This window comes from Acinetobacter sp. ANC 3929 (genome assembly GCF_000369405.1).
Taxonomy (GTDB): domain Bacteria; phylum Pseudomonadota; class Gammaproteobacteria; order Pseudomonadales; family Moraxellaceae; genus Acinetobacter.
This window is the reverse complement of sequence record NZ_KB849999.1, coordinates 385,914-410,447: the sequence shown is the minus strand read 5'-3', so window position 1 is coordinate 410,447 and position 24,534 is coordinate 385,914. Positions and strand designations below refer to the sequence as shown.

The window sequence follows — 24,534 nt, the reverse complement described above, 5'->3', positions numbered from 1 at the left end:
TTATTTCATCTTGATTTAGCCCATTGCTGGTAATGGTGGTGGTGTAGATGGACCATCTTTCGGTGGTTCAAATGCAGCCACTGGATTTTCAGCAACATAAACTTTAGGTGGTTGTGGTTCACGACCTTCCATGATGTCACGGATTTGATCACGATCGATTGTTTCCCAATCCATCAACGCTTTCACCATTGCATGAGCGATATCTTTGTTATTTTCCAAGATATCACGTGCAACTTTATACTGTTGATCCAAGATACGACGAACTTCCTCATCTACTTTTTGTTGTGTAGCTTCAGAAATCGTACGACTACCCACATTACCGAAGAAACCATTTTGGTTTTCATCTTCATAAACCATTACACCAAGCGCATCAGACATACCATATTTGGTCACCATTGCACGCGCCATTTTAGTTGCACGTTCAAAGTCGTTAGATGCACCTGTCGACATTTGGTTAATAAAGACTTCCTCTGCAATACGACCACCAAACAAGATCGAAAGTTCATTCAACATCTTATCTTTATAATGGCTGGTTTGATCTTGCTCAGGAAGCTGCCAAGTCACACCCAATGCCCAACCGCGTGGCATAATCGTTACTTTATGCACAGGGTCAGTACCCGGTAAGATTTCAGCAACAATCGCATGACCCGCTTCATGGTAAGCCGTTGCACGACGTTCTTCTTCACGAATCACCATCGATTTACGTTCAGGACCCATATAGATCTTGTCTTTGGCATCTTCAAAATCATGCATATCCACCGTGTTTTTATTACGGCGAGCAGCAAACAATGCAGCTTCATTGACTAAGTTCGCAAGTTGCGCACCTGAGAATCCTGGTGTACCACGTGCAAGAACTTTAAGATCTACACCTGTCACAGAAGGAAGTTTCTTCAAGTGAACATTCAAGATTTGCTCACGACCACGGATGTCTGGTAAACCGACCATCACTTGACGGTCAAAACGACCTGGACGAAGTAATGCTTTATCCAATACATCAACACGGTTGGTTGCAGCAATAACGATTACACCTTCATTGCCTTCAAAACCATCCATTTCAACAAGCATCTGGTTCAGGGTCTGTTCACGCTCATCATGACCACCACCTGTACCCGAACCACGATGACGACCAACTGCATCAATCTCATCAATAAAGATAATACATGGTGCATGGCGTTTTGCTTGTTCGAACATGTCACGGACACGAGATGCACCAACACCGACAAACATTTCAACGAAGTCAGAACCCGAGATACTAAAGAATGGAACTTTAGCTTCACCGGCAATCGCTTTCGCCAACAACGTTTTACCCGTACCCGGAGGACCAACCATCAATACACCACGAGGAATGGTCGCACCAAGACGTTTGAATTTGGCAGGGTCTTTTAAGAAATCAACGATTTCAACCACTTCTTGTTTTGCTTCGTCACAGCCTGCAACATCACTAAATGTTAACTTGATTTGATCTTCAGATAACATTTTCGCTTTTGACTTACCAAAACTCATAGGACCGTTTTTGCCGCCTGCTCCACCGCCCATATTACGCATGAAGAACATGAATAATAAGATGATGAGCAATACAGGGAAACTCGCAATGAGAAGTTGCATCAAAATGCCTTGACGTTGTGGCGCTGTGCCTTCAACAACTACATTTTGTTTATTCAAGCTTGGTAGCAACTCAGTGTCTTCTACTTGAGGACGAACCGTCTCAAAGGCAGAACCATTGGTTTTTTCACCATTAATATTTAAACCGTCAATTGTGACTTGTTTAATTTGCCCAGCATTCACCGCTGCAACGAAATCAGAATATTTCATCGCTGCAGGCTTATTGCGGTCACTGACGTTGCTAAAAATCAAAATCAGAACACCGAGTATGATGAGCCACAATACGGCATTCTTGAAGTAATCGCTCAAGGCTTTATTCCCATATCAATCTAATTTGATCATACCTAATCTTGGCTGACCTTCACAAAAACAGCAATGAATTTGCGTTGCAAAAAACTTAAAAGGTACAAAATGCACAATTTTTAACAACTTGGCAAGTACACTTTTATTGCAATGCCTTTTTACGACCTTGGCCAATCAAAAAAACTTCTTTCGATCGAGCACGTGATGCCGCAGGTTTGGCTGTTTTTAATACATCAAAACTATCGACCACCTGTTTTCGGAATTCATCAAATCCCGTCCCTTGGAACACTTTAACAATAAACTGTCCGTTTGGTCCGAGAACTTTCTGAGCAAAATCCAAAGCCAATTCACATAAGTAAATTTGACGCGGTTGATCAACAGCCCTATTACCTGATGTATTGGGGGCCATATCTGAAATTACAATGTCTACTTGACGTCCATTTAAAATATTTAACAATTTTTCGAAAACTTCTTCTTCACGGAAGTCACCTTGTAAAAAGGTCACATCTGGAAGTGCATCCATTGCGAGGATATCTGAAGCAATCACCAAGCCCTTGGATCCCACCAGTTTACCTGCAATTTGAGACCAACTGCCTGGTGCCGCACCTAAGTCGACAACCGTCATACCAGGCTTGATCATTTTATATTTTTCTTGGATTTCAAGTAGTTTATATGCGGCCCGTGCACGATAACCTTCCTTTTGTGCTTTTTTGACAAAAGGGTCATCCAAATGCTCTCGCATCCACACACGACTGCTTTTAGACAATTTTTGATTGGTAATGCGTGTTGCCATAACTCACTAAATTTCAAAAAACTTCTGATCAGTCATTGTACGTGAAAATTACTCTCATTACAGTACGGATGTACTTCATTCACACGAAGTTTTACAGATTTTTTTCGATCAACACGATTGATGATTTTTAGCGATTTTCACATTTTTGTTTCAAGTGCTGGTCTGCTCAATCTATCTTAGATTCAGGATGCAAGTTATACTAGGTCGTTTTTCCAATCAGGTATTTTTAATGGCGGCTTTATCTATCCATGAACGCAAGCGTTTACGTCAAATTGGCCATGCGCTTAATCCAGTTGTAATGATTGGTAGCCAAGGTCTTACAGAAAACGTCATTGAAGAAACAAATCGTGCGCTGAATGATCACGAGTTAATCAAAGTGAAAATTGCGGGCGAAGACCGTGATGCGCGTGCAGCAGTGATTGACGCGATTGTTGAAGCAACAGGTGCAGAGTCTGTACAGAAAATTGGTAAAATTGTTTTGCTCTATAAAAAAGCAGCGAAACAAAACCAACACCTTTCTAACCTAGTTCGTTTTGCTCATTTAAGTAATAAATAATTACAATGGCAAGTTATGAACTGTCTGCCTTTGATCGCTTTAGCGCCATTACCGTAGTTGGAGCGATTGAGCAACAAACGCCAGCAACCCTAAATGTTGGTTTTTGGGTTCGTGACCCAAATCAATTTTTGATCTACCCAGATCAAGTCGCGGCACATCCACGTCAAGACTTTTTATGGGAACAAACTTGCTTTGAGATTTTTATTGGTGTGAAAGGTGAAGATTTCTATCGTGAAATTAATCTTTCCCCTTCTCAAGCTTGGCAAGTCTATCAATTTGAAGAATATCGCTTTCCTGAAAATATGCCGCCAATCGCTGCGTATGACATTGAGCTGAATCATTTACAGCGGACCCACTATGGTTTGAACGTCAGTTTAGATCTGTCTCAATTTATGCAACAACATAAATTGAAATGGTCTGACTTATACCTCGGTTTAACTATGGTATTGAATACCACGCAAGATATGCAGTATTTTGCAATGCAGCACAGTAGCCCTCAAGCTGACTTTCATAACAAACGTGACTGGTTACATCAGTTCTAATGTTTTGCACATAAAAAAAGCGAGAAAAATTCTCGCTTTTTTTATGCATACAATTTATTAGCTTGCGCGTACTTTATTCCAAGCTTCAACAGCTTGCTCTTTAGTGCGTTTAAGGCTTACAACCAAAGTATCTTTATGCTTTACTGAAATTTGACTAATGTCATCTTTCAATTCTTTGCTCACTTTAGTTAAATCTTCGATCAATGCATTTAACTCTGTTTTTAATGCATTTTTTAATTCAAGTAAGTTACCTTGCGATGAATTAAGTTGAGTTTTAATCACTTCAATGCGCTCTAAAAGATCTTGTTTGATCTGTACAAGCTGATTTTGAATATTTTGGTTTAACTCTTTTGCTTCAGTCTCAATTTTTTCTTGAGTTTCCGCTAAAGCTTCTTTCACTTGACCTTGAGTTTCAGCAAGAACTTCTTTGGCTTGCTCTTGAGTTTCAGCAATCACTTCTTTTGCCTTTGCTGTTTTTTCTGCAACCGCTTCTTTCGCTTTTGCAGTTTTCTCAGCAACCACTTCTTTCACTTCAGCAGTCTTTTCAGCAACCACTTCTTTCGCTTTCGTGGTTTTTTCAACTACAGCAGCTTTCACTTCTTCAGCAGTTGCAGGTGTTGTTTGATTGTCAGCCATTTTGATTCCCCTCATTATTGATTGTTGATTTTTTGGCTAGCTATAAGATAAAACGGCTATATCTCAAACACGGAAAAAATTGTCTAACAATTTGCATAATATCTCATGATAACGATATCTAGATGAGCGATTTTGCAATAGACACCTTGGTCCGCTTGTTTAAAAAGAATTCGATAATTCCCGACTTTAATAAATAAAACACATAGACTTTTCACGGACTCATGCGTATAATGCGCTGTTAAGTTACAAGCGAGCAGACTGGAAGGAGGGGCATGTTTTTTTAAAGACGGCCTGCCTTTTTTTATGTCTTCTCGCTTTTTTACAGCCCTATTTTTGTGGTCTTAGTTCAGGAGCTTTGGTTTGAGCACCCCCGCCATTTTAGCCCTCGCAGATGGAACGATCTTTAAAGGAACGTCTATCGGTGCATCGGGTAGTACGACTGGTGAAGTCGTTTTTAACACTGCCATGACTGGTTATCAAGAAATTTTGACCGACCCAAGCTACGCACAACAAATTGTGACGTTGACTTATCCTCATATTGGAAATACTGGCTGTAATAGTGAAGACGTTGAATCAGGTCGTATCCATAAAGTATGGGCGAATGGTTTAATTATTCGTGATCTGCCTTTATTACATAGTAATTTCCGTGCTGAACAATCATTGAGTGAATATTTAAAACAACATAATGTTGTTGCGATTGCTGATATTGATACGCGTAAATTGACTCGTATTCTACGCGACAAAGGTGCACAAAATGGTTGCATCCTTGCTGGCGAAAATATTACAGAAGAAGAAGCAATTGCAAAAGCACGTGCATTTGGCGGTTTAAACGGTCTCGATCTTGCGAAAGAATGCTGTGATCCGACAGGTTTTGAATGGACTGAAGGCTCTTGGACTTTGGGTGAAGGTTTCACTCAACCAGAATTAAAATTTCATGTTGTTGCATACGATTATGGTGTCAAAACCAACATCTTACGTATGCTTGCAGACCGTGGTTGTAAATTGACTGTTGTTCCTGCACAAACATCTGCTGAGAAAGTACTCGCACTCAATCCAGATGGCGTGTTCTTATCGAATGGTCCTGGTGATCCAGCAGCATGTGATTATGCCATTGAAGCAGTGAAAACCATTGTTGATACAACCAACTTACCTGTATTTGGTATTTGTTTAGGTCACCAAATTTTGGCACTCGCTTCTGGTGCGAAAACCATGAAAATGAACCATGGTCACCACGGCGCTAACCATCCTGTACAAAACCTTGAGAAAGGTACAGTGATGATTACTTCTCAAAACCACGGCTTTGCTGTTGACGAGAGTACTTTACCTGCAAACTTAAAAGTGACACATCGCTCACTGTTTGATGGTACAAACCAAGGTATTCATCGCACTGACAAACCAGCATTCAGTTTTCAGGGTCACCCTGAAGCTAGCCCTGGTCCACATGACTGTGCCCCATTGTTCGATCATTTCATCGAACTTATCGAAGCAGCTAAGAAGTAATTACGGAGCGAATAATGCCTAAACGTACGGATATTAAAAGCATCTTAATTATTGGTGCTGGTCCTATTGTCATTGGTCAAGCCTGCGAATTTGACTATTCAGGTGCGCAAGCATGTAAAGCGCTTCGTGAAGAAGGTTATCGCGTTATTTTGGTGAACTCTAATCCAGCGACCATTATGACTGACCCTGCAATGGCTGATGCAACATATATCGAGCCAATCACTTGGCAGACAGTTGCACAAATCATTGAAAAAGAACGTCCAGATGCAGTCCTTCCAACCATGGGTGGCCAAACTGCATTGAACTGTGCCCTTGCTTTAGACGAGCACGGCGTTCTTGAAAAATATAATGTAGAACTGATTGGCGCATCAAAAGAAGCGATTGAAAAAGCAGAAGATCGTAAACTGTTTGATATCGCGATGCGTAAAATTGGTTTGGAGTGTCCAAAAGCGGCCATTGCTGAAACAATGGAAGAGGCTTTGGCAATTCAAGCAGGCTTTGGTTTCCCAGTCATCATCCGTCCATCATTCACGATGGGTGGCTCAGGTGGTGGTATTGCCTATAACCGCGAAGAATTCCTTGAAATCTGTGAACGTGGTTTCGATCTTTCTCCAACCAAACAATTATTGATTGATGAATCACTGATTGGTTGGAAAGAATACGAGATGGAAGTTGTTCGTGACAAAAACGACAACTGTATCATCGTCTGTGCGATCGAAAACTTTGACCCAATGGGCGTACACACAGGTGACTCAATCACTGTTGCGCCTGCTCAAACATTGACAGACAAAGAATATCAATTGATGCGTAATGCATCGGTTGCAGTTCTTCGTGAAATTGGTGTAGAGACTGGTGGTTCGAACGTTCAATTCGGTATTAACCCGAAAGATGGTCGTATGGTTGTGATCGAGATGAACCCTCGCGTATCTCGTTCATCTGCACTTGCATCTAAGGCAACAGGTTTCCCGATTGCTAAAATCGCAGCGAAACTTGCTGTAGGTTATACCCTTGATGAATTGAAAAATGACATCACTGGCGGTATTACACCTGCATCTTTCGAACCATCGATTGACTATGTTGTTACTAAAATTCCACGTTTCAACTTCGAAAAATTCCCACAAGCTGAGCCTGTATTGACGACTCAGATGAAATCTGTGGGCGAAGTCATGGCGATTGGTCGTAACTTCCAAGAATCTGTACAAAAAGCACTTCGTGGTCTTGAAGTGGGTGTCAGTGGCTTTGACGAGAAAGTTGAAGCTGGTACTGCCAATGCCAAAGACATCATTTTAAAAGAGCTTAAAGTTCCTGGTCCAGAGCGTATCTGGTACGTTGCTGATGCATTCCGTCATGGGTTCACTTTAGATGACGTCTTTGAAGCAACCAAGATCGACCGTTGGTTCTTGATCCAAATCGAAGACATTATTAAAACTGAAGCACAAGTGAAAGCATTAGGTTTTGGTGACCTAAACGCTGACAATATCCGTTCATTCAAGCGCAAAGGTTTATCTGACCTTCGTATTGCTGACTTGATGGGTATTTCACAAAAGCAATTCCGTAAACAACGTTGGAACTTGGGTGTATATCCAGTTTACAAACGTGTTGATACCTGTGCAGCAGAGTTTGAATCTGGTACTGCTTACATGTACTCAACTTACGATGAAGAATGTGAAGCTAATCCATCAAACCGCGACAAGATCATGGTCATTGGTGGTGGTCCTAACCGTATTGGTCAAGGGATCGAGTTTGACTACTGCTGTGTACACGCTGCGCTTGCAATGCGTGAAGACGGTTATGAAACCATCATGGTGAACTGTAACCCTGAAACTGTTTCAACCGATTATGATACATCTGACCGTTTATACTTCGAACCAGTAACACTTGAAGATGTACTTGAAATCGTACGTACCGAGAAGCCTAAAGGCGTGATCGTACAGTACGGTGGTCAAACTCCTTTGAAATTGGCGCGTGCTTTGGAAGAAGCAGGTACACCAATCATTGGTACATCTCCTGATGCAATTGACCGTGCAGAAGACCGTGAACGTTTCCAACAAATGATTCAACGTCTACAGCTTCGTCAACCGAACAACAGCATTGTAAAATCTGCTGAAGAAGGTATTTCTGAAGCAGCGAAAGTAGGCTATCCACTGGTTGTTCGTCCATCATATGTATTGGGTGGTCGTGCAATGGAAATCGTGTATAACGAAGAAGAACTGAAACGTTACCTTCGTGAAGCAGTACAAGCATCGAATGAAGCCCCTGTCCTGCTTGACCGTTTCCTTGACGATGCAACTGAAGTTGACGTGGACTGCGTATCTGACGGTAAAGATGTTGTGATCGGCGGTATCATGCAGCACATTGAACAAGCAGGTATTCACTCAGGTGACTCGGCATGTTCAATTCCTCCTTACTCTCTTTCTCAAGAAGTACAGGATGAAATGCGTCGTCAAACGGTTGCAATGGCAAAAGAGCTTGGCGTAATCGGTTTGATGAACGTGCAGTTTGCGGTAAAAGGCGATGACATTTATATTCTTGAAGTGAACCCACGTGCATCACGTACCGTTCCTTTCGTATCTAAATGTATTGGTGATTCTTTAGCAAAAGTTGCTGCACGTTGTATGGCTGGCCAATCTTTGGAATCACAAGGTTTCACCAAAGAAATCATTCCAACACATTTTGCTGTTAAAGAAGCGGTATTCCCATTCGCTAAATTCCCTGGCGTAGACCCAATGCTTGGGCCTGAGATGAAATCTACAGGTGAAGTGATGGGCGTTGGTAAAACATTTGGTGAAGCATTCTACAAAGCAGTGCTTGGTTCAAATGAACGTTTACCGGGCTTACCAACCGAAGACGAAGTGAAACATGCATTCCTATCTGTTCGTGAATCAGATAAGAAATACATTGCCGACATTGCAAAACAGTTAATCGCTTATGGCTTTAAGCTTGTTGCAACCAATGGCACACATCGTGTTCTGAAAGAAGCAGGGATTGAATGTGAAGCAGTCAATAAAGTGACCGAAGGTCGCCCACATATTGTTGACCGCTTGAAAAATGGTGAAATTCATCTTATTGTCAACACAACTGAAGGCAAACAAGCTCAGTATGACTCTGCCATGATTCGTCGTGCTGCCCTGCAAGGCAAGGTGTATTACACTACGACAATTAACGGTGCAGAAGCAGTTTGCCAAGCATTTGCTGTGAAATTGCCAATGGATGTATACCGCTTGCAAGATTTACAAACTGTAGGTTAATTCTCTACCGATAAAGTCCCGTCACCTTATCGGTGGCGGGCTTTTTCTTTTTTTAATCCTGTATTTTCCCAACCAATTTAGAGGGACTGAAATGCAACGTTATCCTATGACTCCCGAAGGCAAGGTTGCCTTAGAGAAAGAATTACAACAGCTCAAAACAGTTGATCGCCCACGTATTATTCAAGCGATTGCTGAAGCACGTGAGCACGGTGATTTAAAGGAAAATGCTGAATATCATGCTGCGCGTGAACAGCAAGGTTTCTGTGAAGGCCGTATTCAGGATATCGAAGGTAAACTTGGTGCAGTTCAAGAAATTGATGTTAAAACACTCGAGCAAAATGGTCGTGTTGTGTTTGGCGTGACTGTCACCATTGAAAACCTGGATACCGAAGAACGTAAGACTTATAAAATCGTAGGCGATGACGAAGCAGATTTTAAAATTAATAAAATCTCAGTAAACTCCCCGATCGCACGTGGTCTTTTAGGTAAAAGTGAAGGCGACGAAGCAAAAATTCAAACACCACAAGGTGAAGTTGAATACGAAATCGTGAGTGTGGAATACATCTAATCCACTCGACTAAGTGAGTAAAGAACTCTTCATCAATTGAAGAGTTCTTTTGTTTCAGGCATCCAATTTTTTCATTAGGGATATTACGTTATACGGCTACTACACAATAATAGAATAAGAAAATTTTAGTGACAATTCACTAGGTTAAAAATCAAAGATTATATACAATTACAAATTGGTTTATTTTTGTAAAAAAAGAGAGAATAATGTACATAACAAATCGTTTTGCACTCATTAGTGCAATTTCTTTGGCATTGGTTGCTTGTGGTGGTGGCAGTAGTAGCGGAGATAATAATAACTCATCTACACCAACAACCCCCACTACACCGACGACGCCTACTACACCTGCGTTATTACTTACACCAACCACTCTAAATCAAACACTGTACGCAGGTGAATCCCAAGAATTAAATCTAAAAGCAACTGTAAATACAACAATAGTCAATGGATCTGTGTATGTATTGGTCCTTGATTCTTCTGGCATGATAGAACCAAGCATCATGGTTTCATCAGAAAGTTCTAATTTATATAATGTGAGAATGACCACCAAAGCATCATTAGCATTAGGAAAACATACTGGCACTCTAGATATTATGTTATGCCGTGATAGTGCGTGTAAACAACAATATCCAGGATCACCTGTAAAAGCCCCATATTCTTTTACAGTCACGCCACCTCCTGCTAGTTTTAGCACGAGTCCTGCCGCAATTACACTTGAACAAGATGTAGACGATAGCTCAAAATCGGTCATACAAATTCAAGTTACAGACAGAATTACAAATGTCTTACCTAAAGTTACAACATCTGGTGATATCCATTTTACGCAATCATTCAGCCAAACTGATGCAAAAAAATACAATTTAGAACTAACCGTACCTAGTGATCTAGCGGTCGGCACACATACTGGTACTGTAAATGTCTCTTTATGTGTAGATGAAAGTTGTTCTAAAACCTATGCAGGCTCTCCTCAAAAAATTCCTTATACAATTAAGATTAAACCTATCGTAAATCTAACAGCATTAACGCCAGTTACTGGAGTTAGTGGCTGGGAAATGTTCCAAGGTAATGCTGCCCATACTGGCTATGTTCCTATCACTATTGACCCTAAAAAGATTACCCGTCGATGGAGCTGGGTCAAACCATCAACAGATGCACAGGACTTGAGTACTATTAGCTCTAATCAGGGTAAAATGTTTGTTACAACCACTGGTTTTTTTGCAGATTCAAAACTATATTCAATTAACGAAAGTGATGCGAGCACGGCATGGACTCAAAACTTTGGAAGTATCTTTGCAGTTAGTCCTCCATCCGTGTCTAATGGTAAAGTTTTTGTAGCATCTTCTGGTCATGGAGATACAGCAATGTGGCAATTTGATGCCGCAACTGGAGCTAAACTTATAAAAACCCCCTTTGATTCTCAATGGGAACATTATCTTGCACCGACTATAAAAAATGGTAAGGTCTATACCAATGGTGGTTATAATGGTGGTGTTAATAGCTTCAATATTTCAGATGGCACAGACTCTTGGTTTCAAGTATTAAATCAATATGATATGTGGACTCCAGCGGTAGATGCGAATTATGTATATGCCTATACAGGCAATATGTTTAGTGTCTTAAGTGCGAAAGATGGTCATAAAGTCTTTGAAATTCCAGACTCAACATTTAAGTGGAATGGATATAGTATAAATAGTGCACCTGTCATCGGTAGTCTTGGTGATGTACTTGTTGTCAATGGTACAGAAAATAATAATAATAGTCTTCTGAGTTATAACATCACTCAACGAAATGTAAATTGGACAATTAGTGGTAAATTTAAAAGCACCCCCGCTGTTGCAAATAAAGTTGTCTATGTCACCAATGCTTCTCCATTTCGTTTAGAAGCGCGAAATGAAGTTGATGGCAAGCTTATTTGGAGTTGGCTGCCTGACGATGCATCAACAACACAATTTATAGGTAATATAGTTGTGACAGCCAATCTTATTTTTGTAGTAACAAATGCTGGAACCTATGCAATTGATAAAACCACACATGTTCCAGTATGGTACTTCAAAAAAACTGGGAATCTTGCCATTACATCAAATGGGGTACTCTTAGTTAGTAATGCATCCACGATCTATGCAATCAATCTGAAGTAATGTATTTTCATATTATCTAAAATAAAAATAACTCTTCATGCTAATATCTGTGCGTGAAAAAAATGAGTGTATCCAGATATGCTCATTTTATTTCATTTGGTCTCAATAATTAGACTGCAAATAAAACTGTGTAAATATTTAGTCCTGATACCTAGTAGTATTAGGACTAAATAAACGTAATTTCTTCACCCTAGTACAATATATCTGTATTCATTTTGGATTTCATATGGATTCATTGATCAACTCCCCTGTCAAACATTGGTGCGAGTTTGAGTTTATTGCTAAAACGGTGAAAAATCCGAATATCCATATCAAAGGCAACTACTCTTATTATTCAGCTTACTGGGATCAGGGCTTTGAACGCTGTGTTGTGCGTTATCTACATGATAAAGCTTCAACAGCAGAAAAACCCATTGATCAACTCCATATTGGCAACTTTGTCTGCTTTGGTGCCGAATGCGTGATTATGATGGGTGGTAATCAACTGCACCGTCCTGACTGGATCTCGACCTTCCCTTTTGATACCCGCAGCTTTCTACCTGCGGGCGACACAGTAATTGCAGATGGTTGCTGGATTGGTAGTCGTGCCATGATCATGCAAGGGGTAAAACTGGGTGAAGGTGCAGTCGTGGCAACTGGTGCTGTGGTCACGCAAGATGTACCACCTTATGCAATTGTCGGTGGCGTGCCTGCCAAAGTCATTAAATACCGTTTCTCTGAACAAGATATTAATAAACTGCTTGCTCTTAAACTTTATGACTTAGATGAAAAGCAGATTTTAAAAATGCGGGAACAGTTACAGACGGATGATGTAGAAGCCCTTATCCAATACTTCAAGGAAAGTTAATCTAACTTTTTTATAGATAAATCAGAGTTATACCTATGTTCCTTTTTCATGGAAATTTCATGTAATTTAAATAAAACCTGCGCTTAACCATACTGCTATAAATAATAACTATCCCTATAAAAATGCTAGGTTTTATTTATCCTCCAACAGGTTTACTATAACCATAGAGCTTGTAATTTAAACAATTTTTAAATACTGAATTCAATGCAAAATCATAAGTATAAGGAGTAACGCACATGGCTTATCAAAAAATCTTAGTGGCGATCGATGACTCTAAAATTGCTGCGAATGTCATTCGGGAAGCAGCCCAACTCGCAAAAGCGTTAAATAGTGAAATCACTGTGGTTGAAGTGATGACTTTAGATCCCTATCTTGCCGATGCCTATGTTCGTATGGGGCAAAGCAATGAACTGATTGAACGTGTCCGAGGCTATGTTCAAGATAATTTAACTAAGGCTGAACAAAAGTTTGAAGAGCTTGGACTCACTGTCGCAACTCAAGTCTTGGAAGGCTTTTCAGTGCATCAGGAAATTATTGGTGCGGCCCAAAACATTGGGGTAGATTTGATTATTATGGGTTCACATGGACGTACAGGCTTTAAACAATTTGTACTGGGTAGCGTAGCGCAGAAAGTTTTGGCAGAGAGCCATATTCCTGTATTAATTGTTCGCTGAATCATTAAAAGTCTCAGAACGTATAATCTATATTTGCTGAATTCTGCAATAACAGATTATGCGTTCTAAGCTCACATCCGAGTTAAGGCTGCCAGCCAAAGATTTTTAAACTGACCTTGCCATTTAATAAATAGATTCCCTCTTGCTCCAACAAATTCTGCTGAATATTTTCACCGCGCTCATTGATTCGAGTCACGCTAATCTTGCCTTGAGAATTAATGACACGATACCAAGGAATGGTACTTTCGATATCTAAATGCTTGAGTACATAGCCGACTAGACGTGCATGTTTAGGCAAACCCACCAGCTTGGCAATTTGTCCATAACTTGCCACTTTTCCATAGGGAATTAAGGCAATCACTTCTAAAATCTGTCGATGTAGTTCATTGGTATCTTGCACCATACAAGCTCCAAAAATCTGCTAAGATGATCAAAATCATGCGAAAAGCTAGCCACAATAATTAAAACGCAATAACTTGAGAGAACAAAATGCGGTTAAAAATTACGGCCCTGACCCTATTATGTCTGATCTTCAGTGCATCTTGTACTACTCAAAAAGCACCTGTCAAAATGCCCCCCTATCAGTATCCTCTAGATGCCAATGATTTACCTGTGGTCAATGTCAGTTTTATTGTGACCAGCAATCGCCCTGAAATTAAAGCACTGGATAACAAAACACAGATCTATAAAGAACTGGCGATATTGAATCGATATTTTGTCGATGAAAATAATCAAAAAATCTTTAAGTTTAAAATCCACCGATACTATTCATATCAAGACTTTAATAAACGTAAATGTGATCTTGCAAATCAGTTAAATCAACCGACAGCACTGATTCCTGACAATCTTCCAGCTGCTGTTAAAAGCTGTTTTCCACGCAGAAAAAGCAAGGAAGTACTGTTTATTATTTATGACTCTTATAGCGAAAAATTGAAATATGCAGATATCACCAGTTGGGGATTCCGCAATCAAGGTCAACCGTTTATTTTGATTGATTGGGAACGACTGAATTATCAAACCCAAGCCGCCAGCGTCCATGAAATGGGACATGCTTTCGGCTTAGGTCATGTGTGCTCACCCAAAGCGACCAAAACGACACCGACCAATATCATGAGCAGTTACGACTGTCGTTTGGGCAGTGGTGGCTTACGCAACCTTGGTTTTACCCGTGAACAGCTCAATATTATGCTCAACAATTATAACCAATATCCTTAAAAATCAAGCTGAATATAATGGCCTAGATGGTCCTGCCCTAGCGTGTAATTGGCTTGATCGAACTGACTGGTCAAAACAGATTGAGCTTGTTCGAATTGTATCTCATCGACGGGACGAGGTTGCCAAAAGGTTTTACGGTTATGAGTATAAATTGGATAAAACCGTAATCGAGATTGTTTTAAATTGAGTCGAATAATTCCCCCATAAGGCAGGGCCTGATAGTTTTCAAAATTGCCATTACTGTTAAATACGCCATTTCCTATGCCGAAAATGACAGGTTTTTGATGAATAGATCGTATTGGCTGAATGGTATGTGCGCCATGTCCAATGACGAGATCTGCCCCGATTTGAGTCAGTATCTTGGCAAGTTTTTCTTGCTCTGGATGTATCGATTTAAAATCAACGCCCCAATGACCAATGACAATGATCTTATGCTGTGGATGCTTGACACGATATTGCATGATTTGTTCGAATAAAATCGCATTGAGACAAGCCACTCCAGAACTATTGCCAAGAGCGTAAAAATCGTAATCTTGATAAGCGATTGCCCGATGCCAATAACCATTGAAAATTGCCACACGCTGCCCATCAGTTTGAATTTCTAGGTATTGATGTGCTTGCTGCTGATCAGTCCCCGCCCCGATAAAATTAATCTCTGCTTGCTCTAGCAATTCCAAAGTATGTTTGAGGCTTGCGTCACCATAGTCTTTTAAATGATTATTGGCCAAACACAGCGTATTGATATGCCTACGTTTAAATTCTGCCAAGGTTGGCTCAGACCGTGCACCAAGAATATAAGCTTTTTTCCCTTCTAAAATTGAGTCTTCATCAAGATTAAAAACTGCCTCTAGATTGGCAATATTGATATCATCTGGACCAAAAAACTGTTTGATGCCTTCAAACGAATGTTGATAGCCATAACGCTGTAAAGCATCGTCGATCCCTTGTTGTGTTCTTTTGGCGGTATAAAATTCACCAAAATAAGTATCGCCAATAATACTGACCCACTCACTTTTGGCTTGAATCTGTTTTGCAGGCAATAAACCCTGCTGAAAATAATGAGAATACGGCACTAAATGATCAATCCGATGCATATGATCCAATAAGTGGAAAATGCCTATGCTCTGGTTATGATGTCGATAAGAAAAGTAAAAATCTTGTGTTTGATCGGTCAGATAAAGTACAGCATCCAACTGCCTACATGTCCATAATGAACGGATTGGAGCAATCTTCTTTCCATTGATATTCAATGCTTTTACAAAGACTTGATTCAATAACTCAATGGGTAAGCTAAAAATACGTTCAGCCAAACGATAAATATTTTGGAGCGTGTTTTTAACATTTTTATCGGCAGAATAAATTTTTAAATCAAACTGTTGTGCTTCTTGAGCAACTTCATGTTGTGCCTGTTGCCAATTTCCAAATAAATGGCAGCCGAGAAGCTGTTGAGTCTCCTGAGTTTGAGTAAAGGTTAAAGCTTGCAATAATTCTAGAATAGAATAGTGATCTTCAAAGACAGGATTCGATCCCTTTCTTGCGAGAACATGATGAGTCACCATATCATCGAATTGCGACGATCCATCGGCAATACGTTCTAAACTAAGAAGTAATAAAATCAAATACGAACAATCCCCTGCTATTTCAGTTTGCCAGACGGGATGCTGAAAGTTTTGATTGCCAATCTGGCTGATGATTTTGATTTCTTGAGGAAGACTCATTTATTCCTCCTTAGGCTTCAGTTTCGAAGTGCTGAACATAAGCAATATAACCTGAGAGATTATGTTCTTGATCATCAATCCGTACACGAAAACGATCATGCCGCACATAAAAAGCATTTAAAATTTTATCTGGTCGGGCCATATACATCGCCACTTCTGGATAGAAAAATCCTGTCCGTTGAAATTCGGTCCGATACTCAATCAGTTTTTTTAACTCTTCAAATTGTGCTTTTTCAAAAAGTTGATCCAAACCAAGCACTCGAATTCGACAAACCATTTGATAGGCTGCCATCATCATTTCCAACAAAGTGGCATAGACTGTTTTTCGGTTACGGATAAAAACCATATGTTTTAAATAATTATTTAGTCCAAACTGGAAATATTTTTCTTCTGGGCAAATTTTTGTCAGTTCATTGGTACAATAACTGAGCCAATGATCATGATAACGATCATATTTTTGTGTCATAAAACGTTCAAACATCTGTTTGACGGTTTGTAGTAATTTTTCGTCTGCATGCAATTGATAGAGCCGTAATAATGCCAATGCGGCTTCGCCATCATAATAAATAATGCGGAACTTCTCTTTTACCTCATAACCAGGGTAATGCAGAACATGTGTGGTTTCGCCAGCCTCATTGACCATCGACAAAATACCATTCGCCAGATGCCGAGCATAAGCAAGATAGCGATTATCTCCTGTCATTTCTTGATATTTGCTCAACATTAAAATCGCTGCAGCATTGGCACCCAGCTTAATTTCATCTAGCCCTTTAGCTTCATCGCCATCCAGCATATAACTCAGTTCAGCCTGTTTTTCGATATAAAAATGCCGTAGTGCATAATCAATGGCAGATTGAATTTTTTTGATATCAGCCTGATGCGATTGAATCGCTAAAGCTTCAATTAATGCATAGATTGAAGTGCAATGCCGGACCGTGTTATAGCTACGAATTTCACGATCATAAGCAGGGAAAAAACCATAGGCAAAACGTCCATCCGTGTGTATTTGCCGTGATAGGAATTCAGCATTTGCTTCGATCATTTTTTTGAAATGCTTTTTTTTCGGTTCAAGCAGATAACGTACCCCATTTGCACTAAACAGACTGTGTAGTGGAATCAACTGTCGATCCTCATAAATCACAGCTAAAGTATCAAAAGTCCATACCTGTTCAAGGTTTTCAGTTTTTATCATGCAATGCTGATTTGGATACTTTTTTAAAAGGCTGCTATTTAAGTTCTTTTCATCAACAAAGTTAGGTGTGTTATAGCTGAGTGCACGAATAATCGCCTTACCGTATAGCTCCTGCTCCAAAAAACACTGCTTAAAATCGGCATCGAAACTGATCCCTTTGCGATAATGATTATTATGCAGTTGATTCTTTAAAGTCTGTTCAATATCCTGCCATTTTACTTTTTGAATATTGAAGGCGACATCAATTTTAATCAGTGTCGTAAACTCTGGCTGCAGAGTAAATTGATACGCCAGAAAATCAAAAAATTCCTGCTTACTGCTAGAAAAGTCTGAACAAGATGAATTCCAGACTTGGCAACGTTGTGTTTGTTCTCCGTAGGAACAAAAGATAACAGCGTTAGACACATCAATATGTTGCTGAACCTGTTTAAAAAAATGATCACTGAGTTGTTGTTTGAATTGCTCGAATGCTGAAATCGTTGTAATGGTCATAGCTTCAATTTTTAGAATTTTTAAGTGTTTTAAATACGATACCACATATTTTTATGATCTTCGCAAAATGAAAAAGAGAACCCGAAGGTTCTCTTTTTGAGTTAAGGATTTGGATTAGTAAAGGATTTGATGGTTATTTAACAAGGTAGTTAAGTTCGTTGTAACACCATCTAAAGTAATCAAGTCAGTATAGTTACTTCCAAGAATTGGAGTTGCTCCATTACGGTCTATACCAATCACCGTATTACCACCTACGTTAGTTACACGGAGATATTCAGCGATATTACCATCTGTTTGATCTCCATCTAAAAGATGACGGATATCAATTTTATCGGCTTGATCATTATAGTTAACGGCATGTGTATCAGTGTTTCCGACCACGAAGCCATTCCAATGATCAGCACCATTACCGCCTGTATTTGCGCCATTACCCGCTGTTGCCGCAGTACCATTCAGTATTTGATAAATTAAGGTATCTGAGCCACTGCCGACAATCGCGCTGGTAAATGTATCATTGCCACTGGTACTCGAATAAAGCAAGTTGTAATCAGGATGCGTCAAGTTAATATTCAAGGTTGCAGTTGATTCAACACCGGTTGCAGAAATGATTTTGTATTCAATACTGTCTGTAGATGTTAAATGCGTTGTCACATTGACATCATTTGGACGATATTCATACTCACCATTTGACTGCATGATTAACACACCGTTTCCGGTATTAATCGTTTGTCCTAATGCATCCACATATGAACCTGAAACACTGTTCCACACTTGAAGTTTATAACCTTCATGAGAAAGAAGACCTGTATCTGCTACTCCACCAATTGTGTCTCCAAGCAATACATTACCGTTGATCCAATCTGAACTATATTGATTCAAATGAACTGTGGTTGTTGTAACGCTTGTGTCTAACGTTGTGGTTCCAACTGAGACTCCTTGTAATCCGTAATGAACTCGGTATAAGCCAGCAGCAAGATTCTCTACAGTATCTTGGAAAGCCACACTACCAACTTGAAGCGTCGCTAAATTACCTAAAGCTGTTTGAGACCCTTTATAGACCGTATCAACCCATTGACTGGTTGCTGCATTCCATATCTGGATCACATAACTCACTGTTGGTAATAGCCCAACCAATGGTTGAACTTTATAAACAGCCGCGAGATCGATACTACCCACTGTTCCTGCTGCAATAGTGAAGGTACTAGAGTTAACCGTAGTTGAGCCAAGACCATTAATCGTAATATCAGGACTCAGTACATCAACTGCTGCATCTTTGCTATTCGAGAAGTCTGTCGTTGCAGTAACATTATCTGCATTGGCAACGATATCAATGGTGCCATCATTCGCAGGGTTGGCAGTATCCCAAACCACTTTGACATCTGGTGAACCCACTTGGATATGCAATTTCGCTGTATCGGTTGCGCCAGTAAGTACATCACGAACCGTATAGGTAAATGTATCTACTTTGCCAATTGCACTGAGGTCAGTTGTATTTGGCGTGTAAGTATATTGACCATTTGCGGAAATCACCAAGGTACCATAAGCACCAACAATCGTTGTATTTGTGCCAATCGTTTGGACTGGTGCACCCACAATTTCCGAAGTCACTGTGGATACATGTGTGGTCAATGTAATTGAGTCATCAGCCAACACATTACCTGTTGCAACAACTGCGGTATTGGTTGGAGCCACACTGTAGTCAAAGTCATCTTTAACCACACTCATGGTACCTAAGATACCGATACCAACGACTGTGTAGACCATGAATGCACGGTACTCACCTTGACCCAAGTCAGGAACAGTTACCCCGATACCACCACTACCTAACAATCCAATGTTTAATATTCCGGTACTTGAACCACCGCTGATATTATGCCAAGTTCCGTCTGCAGCTTTTTCTTGTAGCACCACTTTATAATCATTGAGTAAAGATAGTGAAACAGTTGGGGCGTAAGCAAATGTCACATCCGCGCCATGTCCAGCTGCAATATTAAATTTCACACTCGGCGTGCCTAACAAGGAAACATTGAGGTTCTCTGTTAATCCAACCAGCAACAAGTATGTTGCTGAACCAACTGCTACACCAAGTTGACCTTGCGGAACGATATCGATGCCAGCAGAGACCACATCATCCAGTGCATCTACAGGTGTCGCGATAATATTCGCAGGTTGTGATGGATCAGTTGGATTCCAAGTCATATCGACAGCATCGCTATCAATATGGAAGTACAAGGTTGCTTGTGAACTATTCACACCATCAGTCAATGTATAAGTGAATTGATCAACTTGTCCTAAGCCATTTGGATTGGCTGTTGGTTGATAACTGTAGTTACCATTTGCGTAAATCGATAATGTACCATGATCACCGACAATCGTTGTAACACCAGTGGCGTTCACAGCATGGCTAACGCCATTGAAGATCACACTTGTAATGCTACTGAATCCAGATGCAGTATCAGCATGTCCATTCAAGCCAATGTCATGGATCACATTACCTTCCGCAGCTTGGACGCTGTATCCAGTGATGTTGGTCGCATCAAACACATCTTTTTGAACAGAAAGTGTACCTAATAGACTTACGCCAACGCCACCGCCAGCATAGGTCATAAAGGCTCTGTATTGTCCTGCACCTAATCCATCTAATGTGATGGTATTACCACCAAAGGCTGCGAGGCTCAGTAAATCTGCATTGCCTGTTCCATGTACAGCAACCCATTGATTTGTCGCAGTATCAAATTTTTGAACCACGAGTACATAGTCAGCAAGCAGACTCGCACTAATCAATGCACTGTAGCTAAACGTAACATCATTCAATGTGCTGTTTGATAGTGTGAAATTCACACCCGCTGAACCCAGTTGGAAATCAAAGTTATTGGTTAATGATACCAATGCGAGATAACCATGACTGCCTACCGCAACATCATTGCCAATTTGTAGATATTCAGGATTGATTTCCGCAACCGCAAGATCGTCTACCGCAATCACTGGTGCACTGTTGCCAATTGTGAAGTCTAGGCTTGCACTGGCAAGGTTACCGCCAAGTGGATCTGATAAGGTATAAGTGAAGTGATCAACCAGACCGATATTTGCATTGGTATTATTTGGTGTATAGATGTAATCACCATTTGCAAATATTTTCAGTGTTCCGTATTGACCCACAATGGTTGCACCATTGGTAAGATCAACAGTAGTGGTTACACCATTGAATGTTACTGAACCAACCACCGTATAGCCTGTGACTGAATCAGCATGCGTACCAACACCTAAACCAGTAATCACGTTTCCTTCTGTCGCAACACCCGTATAATCCACTAGTGTTGGGTCATAGACATCCATCGTACCTGACAATGTGCCTAAGATACTCTTACCGTATAGACCGTTATAAGTCATAAATGCACGGTATTGACCTGCTTCCAGACCTTCAATGACAACCCCAGGTGTAGCATTCAAGCCTATACCTAAGATACTAAGATTGAGTAAGGATGCCTCACTACTACCTGTAACAGACTCCCAACGACCTGTGACCGTATTGAATTTTTGGAGCACAAGTTGGTAATCACCCAGTGCACCTTCATTGATTAAACTGCTGTATTTGAAGGTTGCTGTTCCTTGCTCACCCGCAGCCACATTGAAGTTCACTGTGCTGTTCACGAATGGTAAAGGTGCTTGTAAGTTGATACCTGCCAATGAAAGCAATGCAAGATAAGTTGCACTGCCCAATGCTCGATCATCATCAATAAGATGAGGTTGAGCGGTGATTCCAGCATTCACTGCATCGTCTGCAGCAATGATGCTGACAGTTGCAGGTTGTGATGGATCAGCCGGCCAATTCATATCGACAACTTTACTATCAAGGTGAACATAGAATGTCGCTTGTGAAGTTGTACCAGATACTGGATCTCTTAAGGTATAAGTGAACTGATCCACTTGTCCTAAACCTGCACTTGCAGGGTTTGGTGTATAGGTATAGTCACCATTTGGATAGATGACCAAGGTACCGTAAGTGCCTGTAATCGTGGTTGGAGATGCCGTTATTGCAACACCATTGATTTCACTGATCACACTGTTCGGTGTAGCGATATCAATTGCGCCATTGGTATTTGGATCTGAGATCAAGTTACCATGTGCCGCAACAACATCGTATCCAGTTACAACAGCTGGGTTATAAAGGTCAACTTCACCGTTTAAGGTCACACCAATCGCACCACCGAGCGCACCGTTGAAGGATAAGAATGCTCTATATTCGCCTTCTGTCAATCCAGCAATTTGAGCGGTTGGTGTTGTTCCCAACAAGGTAAGGTTGAGTAATGAACGATCACCTGTACCGTTCACCGCTTCCCATTGTCCTGTCACTTCATTGTATTTTTGCAGTACAACATTATAGTTACCGAGTGCTGAAGCACCGATCAAGCTGTTGAAGCTAAATGTTGCAACCCCTTCTTGTCCTGCAGCGACGTTAAAGTCGACCGTATTCACTGTGAGAAGTTGTAAATCAACCAGATTTCCAACATTCAGCAACACACCGTAGAACGCTGAATCAGTTTCTGTACCCACCAATTGATATTGAGGGTTAATCTCGACTTCAACCAAATTGTCCGCAGCGCGAATCGTATCAAACTCAATGGTCAAATTGGCTTGTGTTGTCGCGCCAGTGACTGAATCAGTTAAGGTATAAGTGAACACATCGTTATGACCGACACCTGAACCATTCGAGAATGGGACATAGGTATAACTACCATCTTGATGGAAAGTAATTGTTCCATAAGTTCCCGTGAAGGTTTCACCATTTGCATCAATCGGATGACCATTGACTGAAGAAACATAAGTGTTTGGTGTGATTTGATCTACATGACCTGTTGGATCTGGATCAAGAATCACATTACCTTCGGCATTGCCCACTTCATACCCACCTGGGATAGTCAGATCATAATCATCCATGGTTGCAGATAAAGTACCGAGAACACCCAGTCCTAATAAACCATCGTAAGTTAAGAATCCACGGTATTGACCCGCATCTAAGCCTTCAAGTACCACACCTGGTACATTTCCGATACCAAGTCCGAGTAAATGTAAGCTAAGAAGTGAAGCATCACTATCACCATGGATAGATTCCCATTGATTCGTTGTCGTATTAAATTTCTGTACTACTAATTTATAGTCGGACAGTAAACCAACATCGATTAAACCACTATATTGGAATGTCACCGTACCTTCATGATTAGCAGCGACATTGAAGCCAATTGAGTTCCCACCAAGCTGTAGATCAATTCCAGCTAATGAGGTCAATAACAGATATGATGCACTGCCTAAACTCACATCATCTTGAACTAAGGCAGGTTGTGGGCTCAATACCGCATGGCCAACGTTGTCGTACGCAATGATGGTACTTGTATTTACGATGTAGCTGACATTTGAGCTGATCGTTCCAATATTACCTGCTGCATCTGTTGCTTTAACCGACACATTAATGGTTTTATCTGCATCTGCAACCAGTTCAGAACCTGCAACCGTTACACTCCAGATTCCACCCGCTTGTACCGTCGTTGAAAGGTTAACACCATTTACATTGACGGTGACTGCATCACCAACAGTGTATTCACCTGTTACCGTACCACTGATAGTTTGGTTCAGACCTGCTTCAGTGAGATCAATAACATTATCACCGGTAATCGGGTTGATTGTGATTCCTGTTGTTGAAGCATCTGGCGGTGTAATGTCTACAGCATACAATTGTGTATCTAGCAGAGTACTGCTGTTGCCTGCTGCATCGGTAAAGGTTGCCGTTGCTGCAATGGTCTTATCTGCATCTGCCAATAAGTCACTGCCCGCGACACTTGCCGTCCATGTACCTGCTACGGCATTTACAATTGCGGTATAAAGCACACCATTGATCAATAAGGTGACCGTTGTGCTAGTTGCATCTGCAGGAATACCAGTCAAAGTACCAGTGACTGTAACATTCGCAGCTGCTTCAGTTGCATTGATCACATTGTCTGCTGTCACCACATTAATGTTTAGAGCAGCGCCTGTTGTATCTGGCGGAGTAAGATCCACCGCATACACTTGAGTATCAATAATATTGCTGCTGTTACCCGCTGTATCGGTGAAGGTTGCTGTGGCTTCAATGGTTTTATCACCATCCGCCACCAAATCACTACCTGCCACACTTGCTGTCCAGTTACCTGTTACAGGATCAACCGTCGCTGTATAGCTCACTCCGTTAATCAACAGGGTCACCACAGTCGTTGCTGCATCCGCAGGAATACCTGTCAAGGTTCCTGTGATGGTCACATTGGTTGCTGATTCAGCTGCATTCACTACATTGTCTGCGGTGACCGCATTAATATTGATCACTGCACCTGCTGGATTCGGCGGTGTAATGTCTACTGTATACACCTGGGTATCAGTCACGTTGCTGCTGTTACCCGCTGCATCGGTGAAGGTCGCTTTGGCATCGATAGTGTGGTCAGCATCTATTAACAAGTCACTACCTGCCACACTTGCTGTCCA

General features: G+C 40.8%; 16 protein-coding genes. 9 read left to right on the top strand and 7 right to left on the bottom strand.

Going from position 1 to position 24,534, the window contains the following annotated elements; translation table 11 throughout:
* Nucleotides 1-15: 15 nt before the first annotated feature.
* Both ftsH and rlmE read right to left on the bottom strand, forming a co-directional pair.
* Nucleotides 16-1,911 (bottom strand): ATP-dependent zinc metalloprotease FtsH, encoded by a 1,896-nt coding sequence (gene ftsH / locus F909_RS10840; protein WP_005150407.1) that lies wholly within the window; start codon nt 1,909-1,911, stop codon nt 16-18.
* A gap of 136 nt (nt 1,912-2,047) precedes the next feature.
* Nucleotides 2,048-2,698 carry a 23S rRNA (uridine(2552)-2'-O)-methyltransferase RlmE gene (gene rlmE, locus F909_RS10845; protein ID WP_005150405.1) on the bottom strand — a complete coding sequence of 217 codons (651 nt, stop codon included), beginning with the start codon at nt 2,696-2,698 and terminating at the stop codon, nt 2,048-2,050.
* Between the two features lie 229 nt (nt 2,699-2,927).
* Here rlmE and yhbY point away from each other — a divergent pair, with 229 nt between their 5' ends.
* Nucleotides 2,928-3,254, top strand: coding sequence for a ribosome assembly RNA-binding protein YhbY (gene yhbY, locus F909_RS10850; RefSeq protein ID WP_005150404.1), 327 nt, complete (start codon nt 2,928-2,930; stop codon nt 3,252-3,254).
* 5 nt (nt 3,255-3,259) lie between these two features.
* Entirely contained in the window at nt 3,260-3,796 is a 537-nt protein-coding gene (locus F909_RS10855) for a DOMON-like domain-containing protein (protein ID WP_005150402.1), read from the top strand.
* A gap of 57 nt (nt 3,797-3,853) precedes the next feature.
* On the opposite strand, the gene F909_RS10860 is transcribed toward F909_RS10855, so the two are convergent.
* Nucleotides 3,854-4,432, bottom strand: a complete 579-nt coding sequence (locus F909_RS10860; protein ID WP_005150401.1) for a hypothetical protein — start codon at nt 4,430-4,432, stop codon at nt 3,854-3,856.
* A gap of 360 nt (nt 4,433-4,792) precedes the next feature.
* On the opposite strand from F909_RS10860, the gene carA reads away from it, so the two are divergent.
* The 6 genes from carA (at nt 4,793) to F909_RS10890 (ending at nt 13,407) form a co-directional block, all read left to right on the top strand.
* Nucleotides 4,793-5,932: a glutamine-hydrolyzing carbamoyl-phosphate synthase small subunit gene (carA, locus tag F909_RS10865; RefSeq protein WP_005150398.1), complete on the top strand. Its 1,140-nt coding sequence runs from the start codon at nt 4,793-4,795 to the stop codon at nt 5,930-5,932.
* A gap of 14 nt (nt 5,933-5,946) precedes the next feature.
* Nucleotides 5,947-9,180: a carbamoyl-phosphate synthase large subunit gene (gene carB / locus F909_RS10870; protein ID WP_005150397.1), complete on the top strand. Its 3,234-nt coding sequence runs from the start codon at nt 5,947-5,949 to the stop codon at nt 9,178-9,180.
* Between the two features lie 91 nt (nt 9,181-9,271).
* A complete protein-coding gene (greA, locus tag F909_RS10875; RefSeq protein WP_005150395.1) occupies nt 9,272-9,748 on the top strand; it encodes a transcription elongation factor GreA in 477 nt (158 codons plus the stop codon).
* Nucleotides 9,749-9,954: 206 nt separating this feature from the next.
* Nucleotides 9,955-11,886 (top strand): outer membrane protein assembly factor BamB family protein, encoded by a 1,932-nt coding sequence (locus F909_RS10880; protein ID WP_005150394.1) that lies wholly within the window; start codon nt 9,955-9,957, stop codon nt 11,884-11,886.
* A gap of 226 nt (nt 11,887-12,112) precedes the next feature.
* The gene (locus tag F909_RS10885) at nt 12,113-12,733 is read left to right on the top strand and encodes a CatB-related O-acetyltransferase (protein ID WP_005150392.1); all 621 of its coding nucleotides are present in this window, start codon (nt 12,113-12,115) and stop codon (nt 12,731-12,733) included.
* 236 nt (nt 12,734-12,969) lie between these two features.
* On the top strand, nt 12,970-13,407 hold the full coding sequence (locus F909_RS10890; RefSeq protein WP_005150390.1) for a universal stress protein: 438 nt from the start codon (nt 12,970-12,972) through the stop codon (nt 13,405-13,407).
* Between the two features lie 82 nt (nt 13,408-13,489).
* On the opposite strand, the gene F909_RS10895 is transcribed toward F909_RS10890, so the two are convergent.
* Entirely contained in the window at nt 13,490-13,810 is a 321-nt protein-coding gene (locus F909_RS10895) for an MGMT family protein (protein WP_005150383.1), read from the bottom strand.
* Nucleotides 13,811-13,896: 86 nt separating this feature from the next.
* Between F909_RS10895 and F909_RS10900 the strand changes: the two genes are divergently transcribed.
* The gene (locus F909_RS10900; RefSeq protein ID WP_005150377.1) at nt 13,897-14,622 is read left to right on the top strand and encodes a zinc metalloprotease; all 726 of its coding nucleotides are present in this window, start codon (nt 13,897-13,899) and stop codon (nt 14,620-14,622) included.
* On the opposite strand, the gene F909_RS10905 is transcribed toward F909_RS10900, so the two are convergent.
* From F909_RS10905 to F909_RS0120255, 3 genes are all read right to left on the bottom strand, one after another.
* Complete coding sequence (locus F909_RS10905; protein ID WP_005150375.1) at nt 14,619-16,340, bottom strand: CapA family protein; 1,722 nt, start codon at nt 16,338-16,340, stop codon at nt 14,619-14,621. The two genes, F909_RS10900 and F909_RS10905, sit on opposite strands and share 4 nt — an antisense overlap.
* Nucleotides 16,341-16,350: 10 nt before the next feature.
* On the bottom strand, nt 16,351-18,024 hold the full coding sequence (locus F909_RS10910; RefSeq protein ID WP_005150374.1) for a glycoside hydrolase family protein: 1,674 nt from the start codon (nt 18,022-18,024) through the stop codon (nt 16,351-16,353).
* Between the two features lie 114 nt (nt 18,025-18,138).
* The coding region (locus tag F909_RS0120255; protein WP_005150373.1) for a BapA/Bap/LapF family large adhesin at nt 18,139-24,534 on the bottom strand (6,396 nt) is incomplete at its 5' end.

What these genes read in the sequence shown, in the direction of transcription:
- F909_RS10895 (WP_005150383.1), bottom strand. Translation starts at nt 13,810, where the DNA reads ATGGTGCAAGATACCAATGAACTACATCGACAGATTTTAGAAGTGATT.
- F909_RS10855 (WP_005150402.1), top strand. Translation starts at nt 3,260, where the DNA reads ATGGCAAGTTATGAACTGTCTGCCTTTGATCGCTTTAGCGCCATTACC.
- yhbY (WP_005150404.1), top strand. Translation starts at nt 2,928, where the DNA reads ATGGCGGCTTTATCTATCCATGAACGCAAGCGTTTACGTCAAATTGGC.
- F909_RS10860 (WP_005150401.1), bottom strand. Translation starts at nt 4,432, where the DNA reads ATGGCTGACAATCAAACAACACCTGCAACTGCTGAAGAAGTGAAAGCT.
- rlmE (WP_005150405.1), bottom strand. Translation starts at nt 2,698, where the DNA reads ATGGCAACACGCATTACCAATCAAAAATTGTCTAAAAGCAGTCGTGTG.
- F909_RS10880 (WP_005150394.1), top strand. Translation starts at nt 9,955, where the DNA reads ATGTACATAACAAATCGTTTTGCACTCATTAGTGCAATTTCTTTGGCA.
- F909_RS10900 (WP_005150377.1), top strand. Translation starts at nt 13,897, where the DNA reads ATGCGGTTAAAAATTACGGCCCTGACCCTATTATGTCTGATCTTCAGT.
- greA (WP_005150395.1), top strand. Translation starts at nt 9,272, where the DNA reads ATGCAACGTTATCCTATGACTCCCGAAGGCAAGGTTGCCTTAGAGAAA.
- F909_RS10905 (WP_005150375.1), bottom strand. Translation starts at nt 16,340, where the DNA reads ATGAGTCTTCCTCAAGAAATCAAAATCATCAGCCAGATTGGCAATCAA.
- carB (WP_005150397.1), top strand. Translation starts at nt 5,947, where the DNA reads ATGCCTAAACGTACGGATATTAAAAGCATCTTAATTATTGGTGCTGGT.
- F909_RS10885 (WP_005150392.1), top strand. Translation starts at nt 12,113, where the DNA reads ATGGATTCATTGATCAACTCCCCTGTCAAACATTGGTGCGAGTTTGAG.
- F909_RS10890 (WP_005150390.1), top strand. Translation starts at nt 12,970, where the DNA reads ATGGCTTATCAAAAAATCTTAGTGGCGATCGATGACTCTAAAATTGCT.
- F909_RS10910 (WP_005150374.1), bottom strand. Translation starts at nt 18,024, where the DNA reads ATGACCATTACAACGATTTCAGCATTCGAGCAATTCAAACAACAACTC.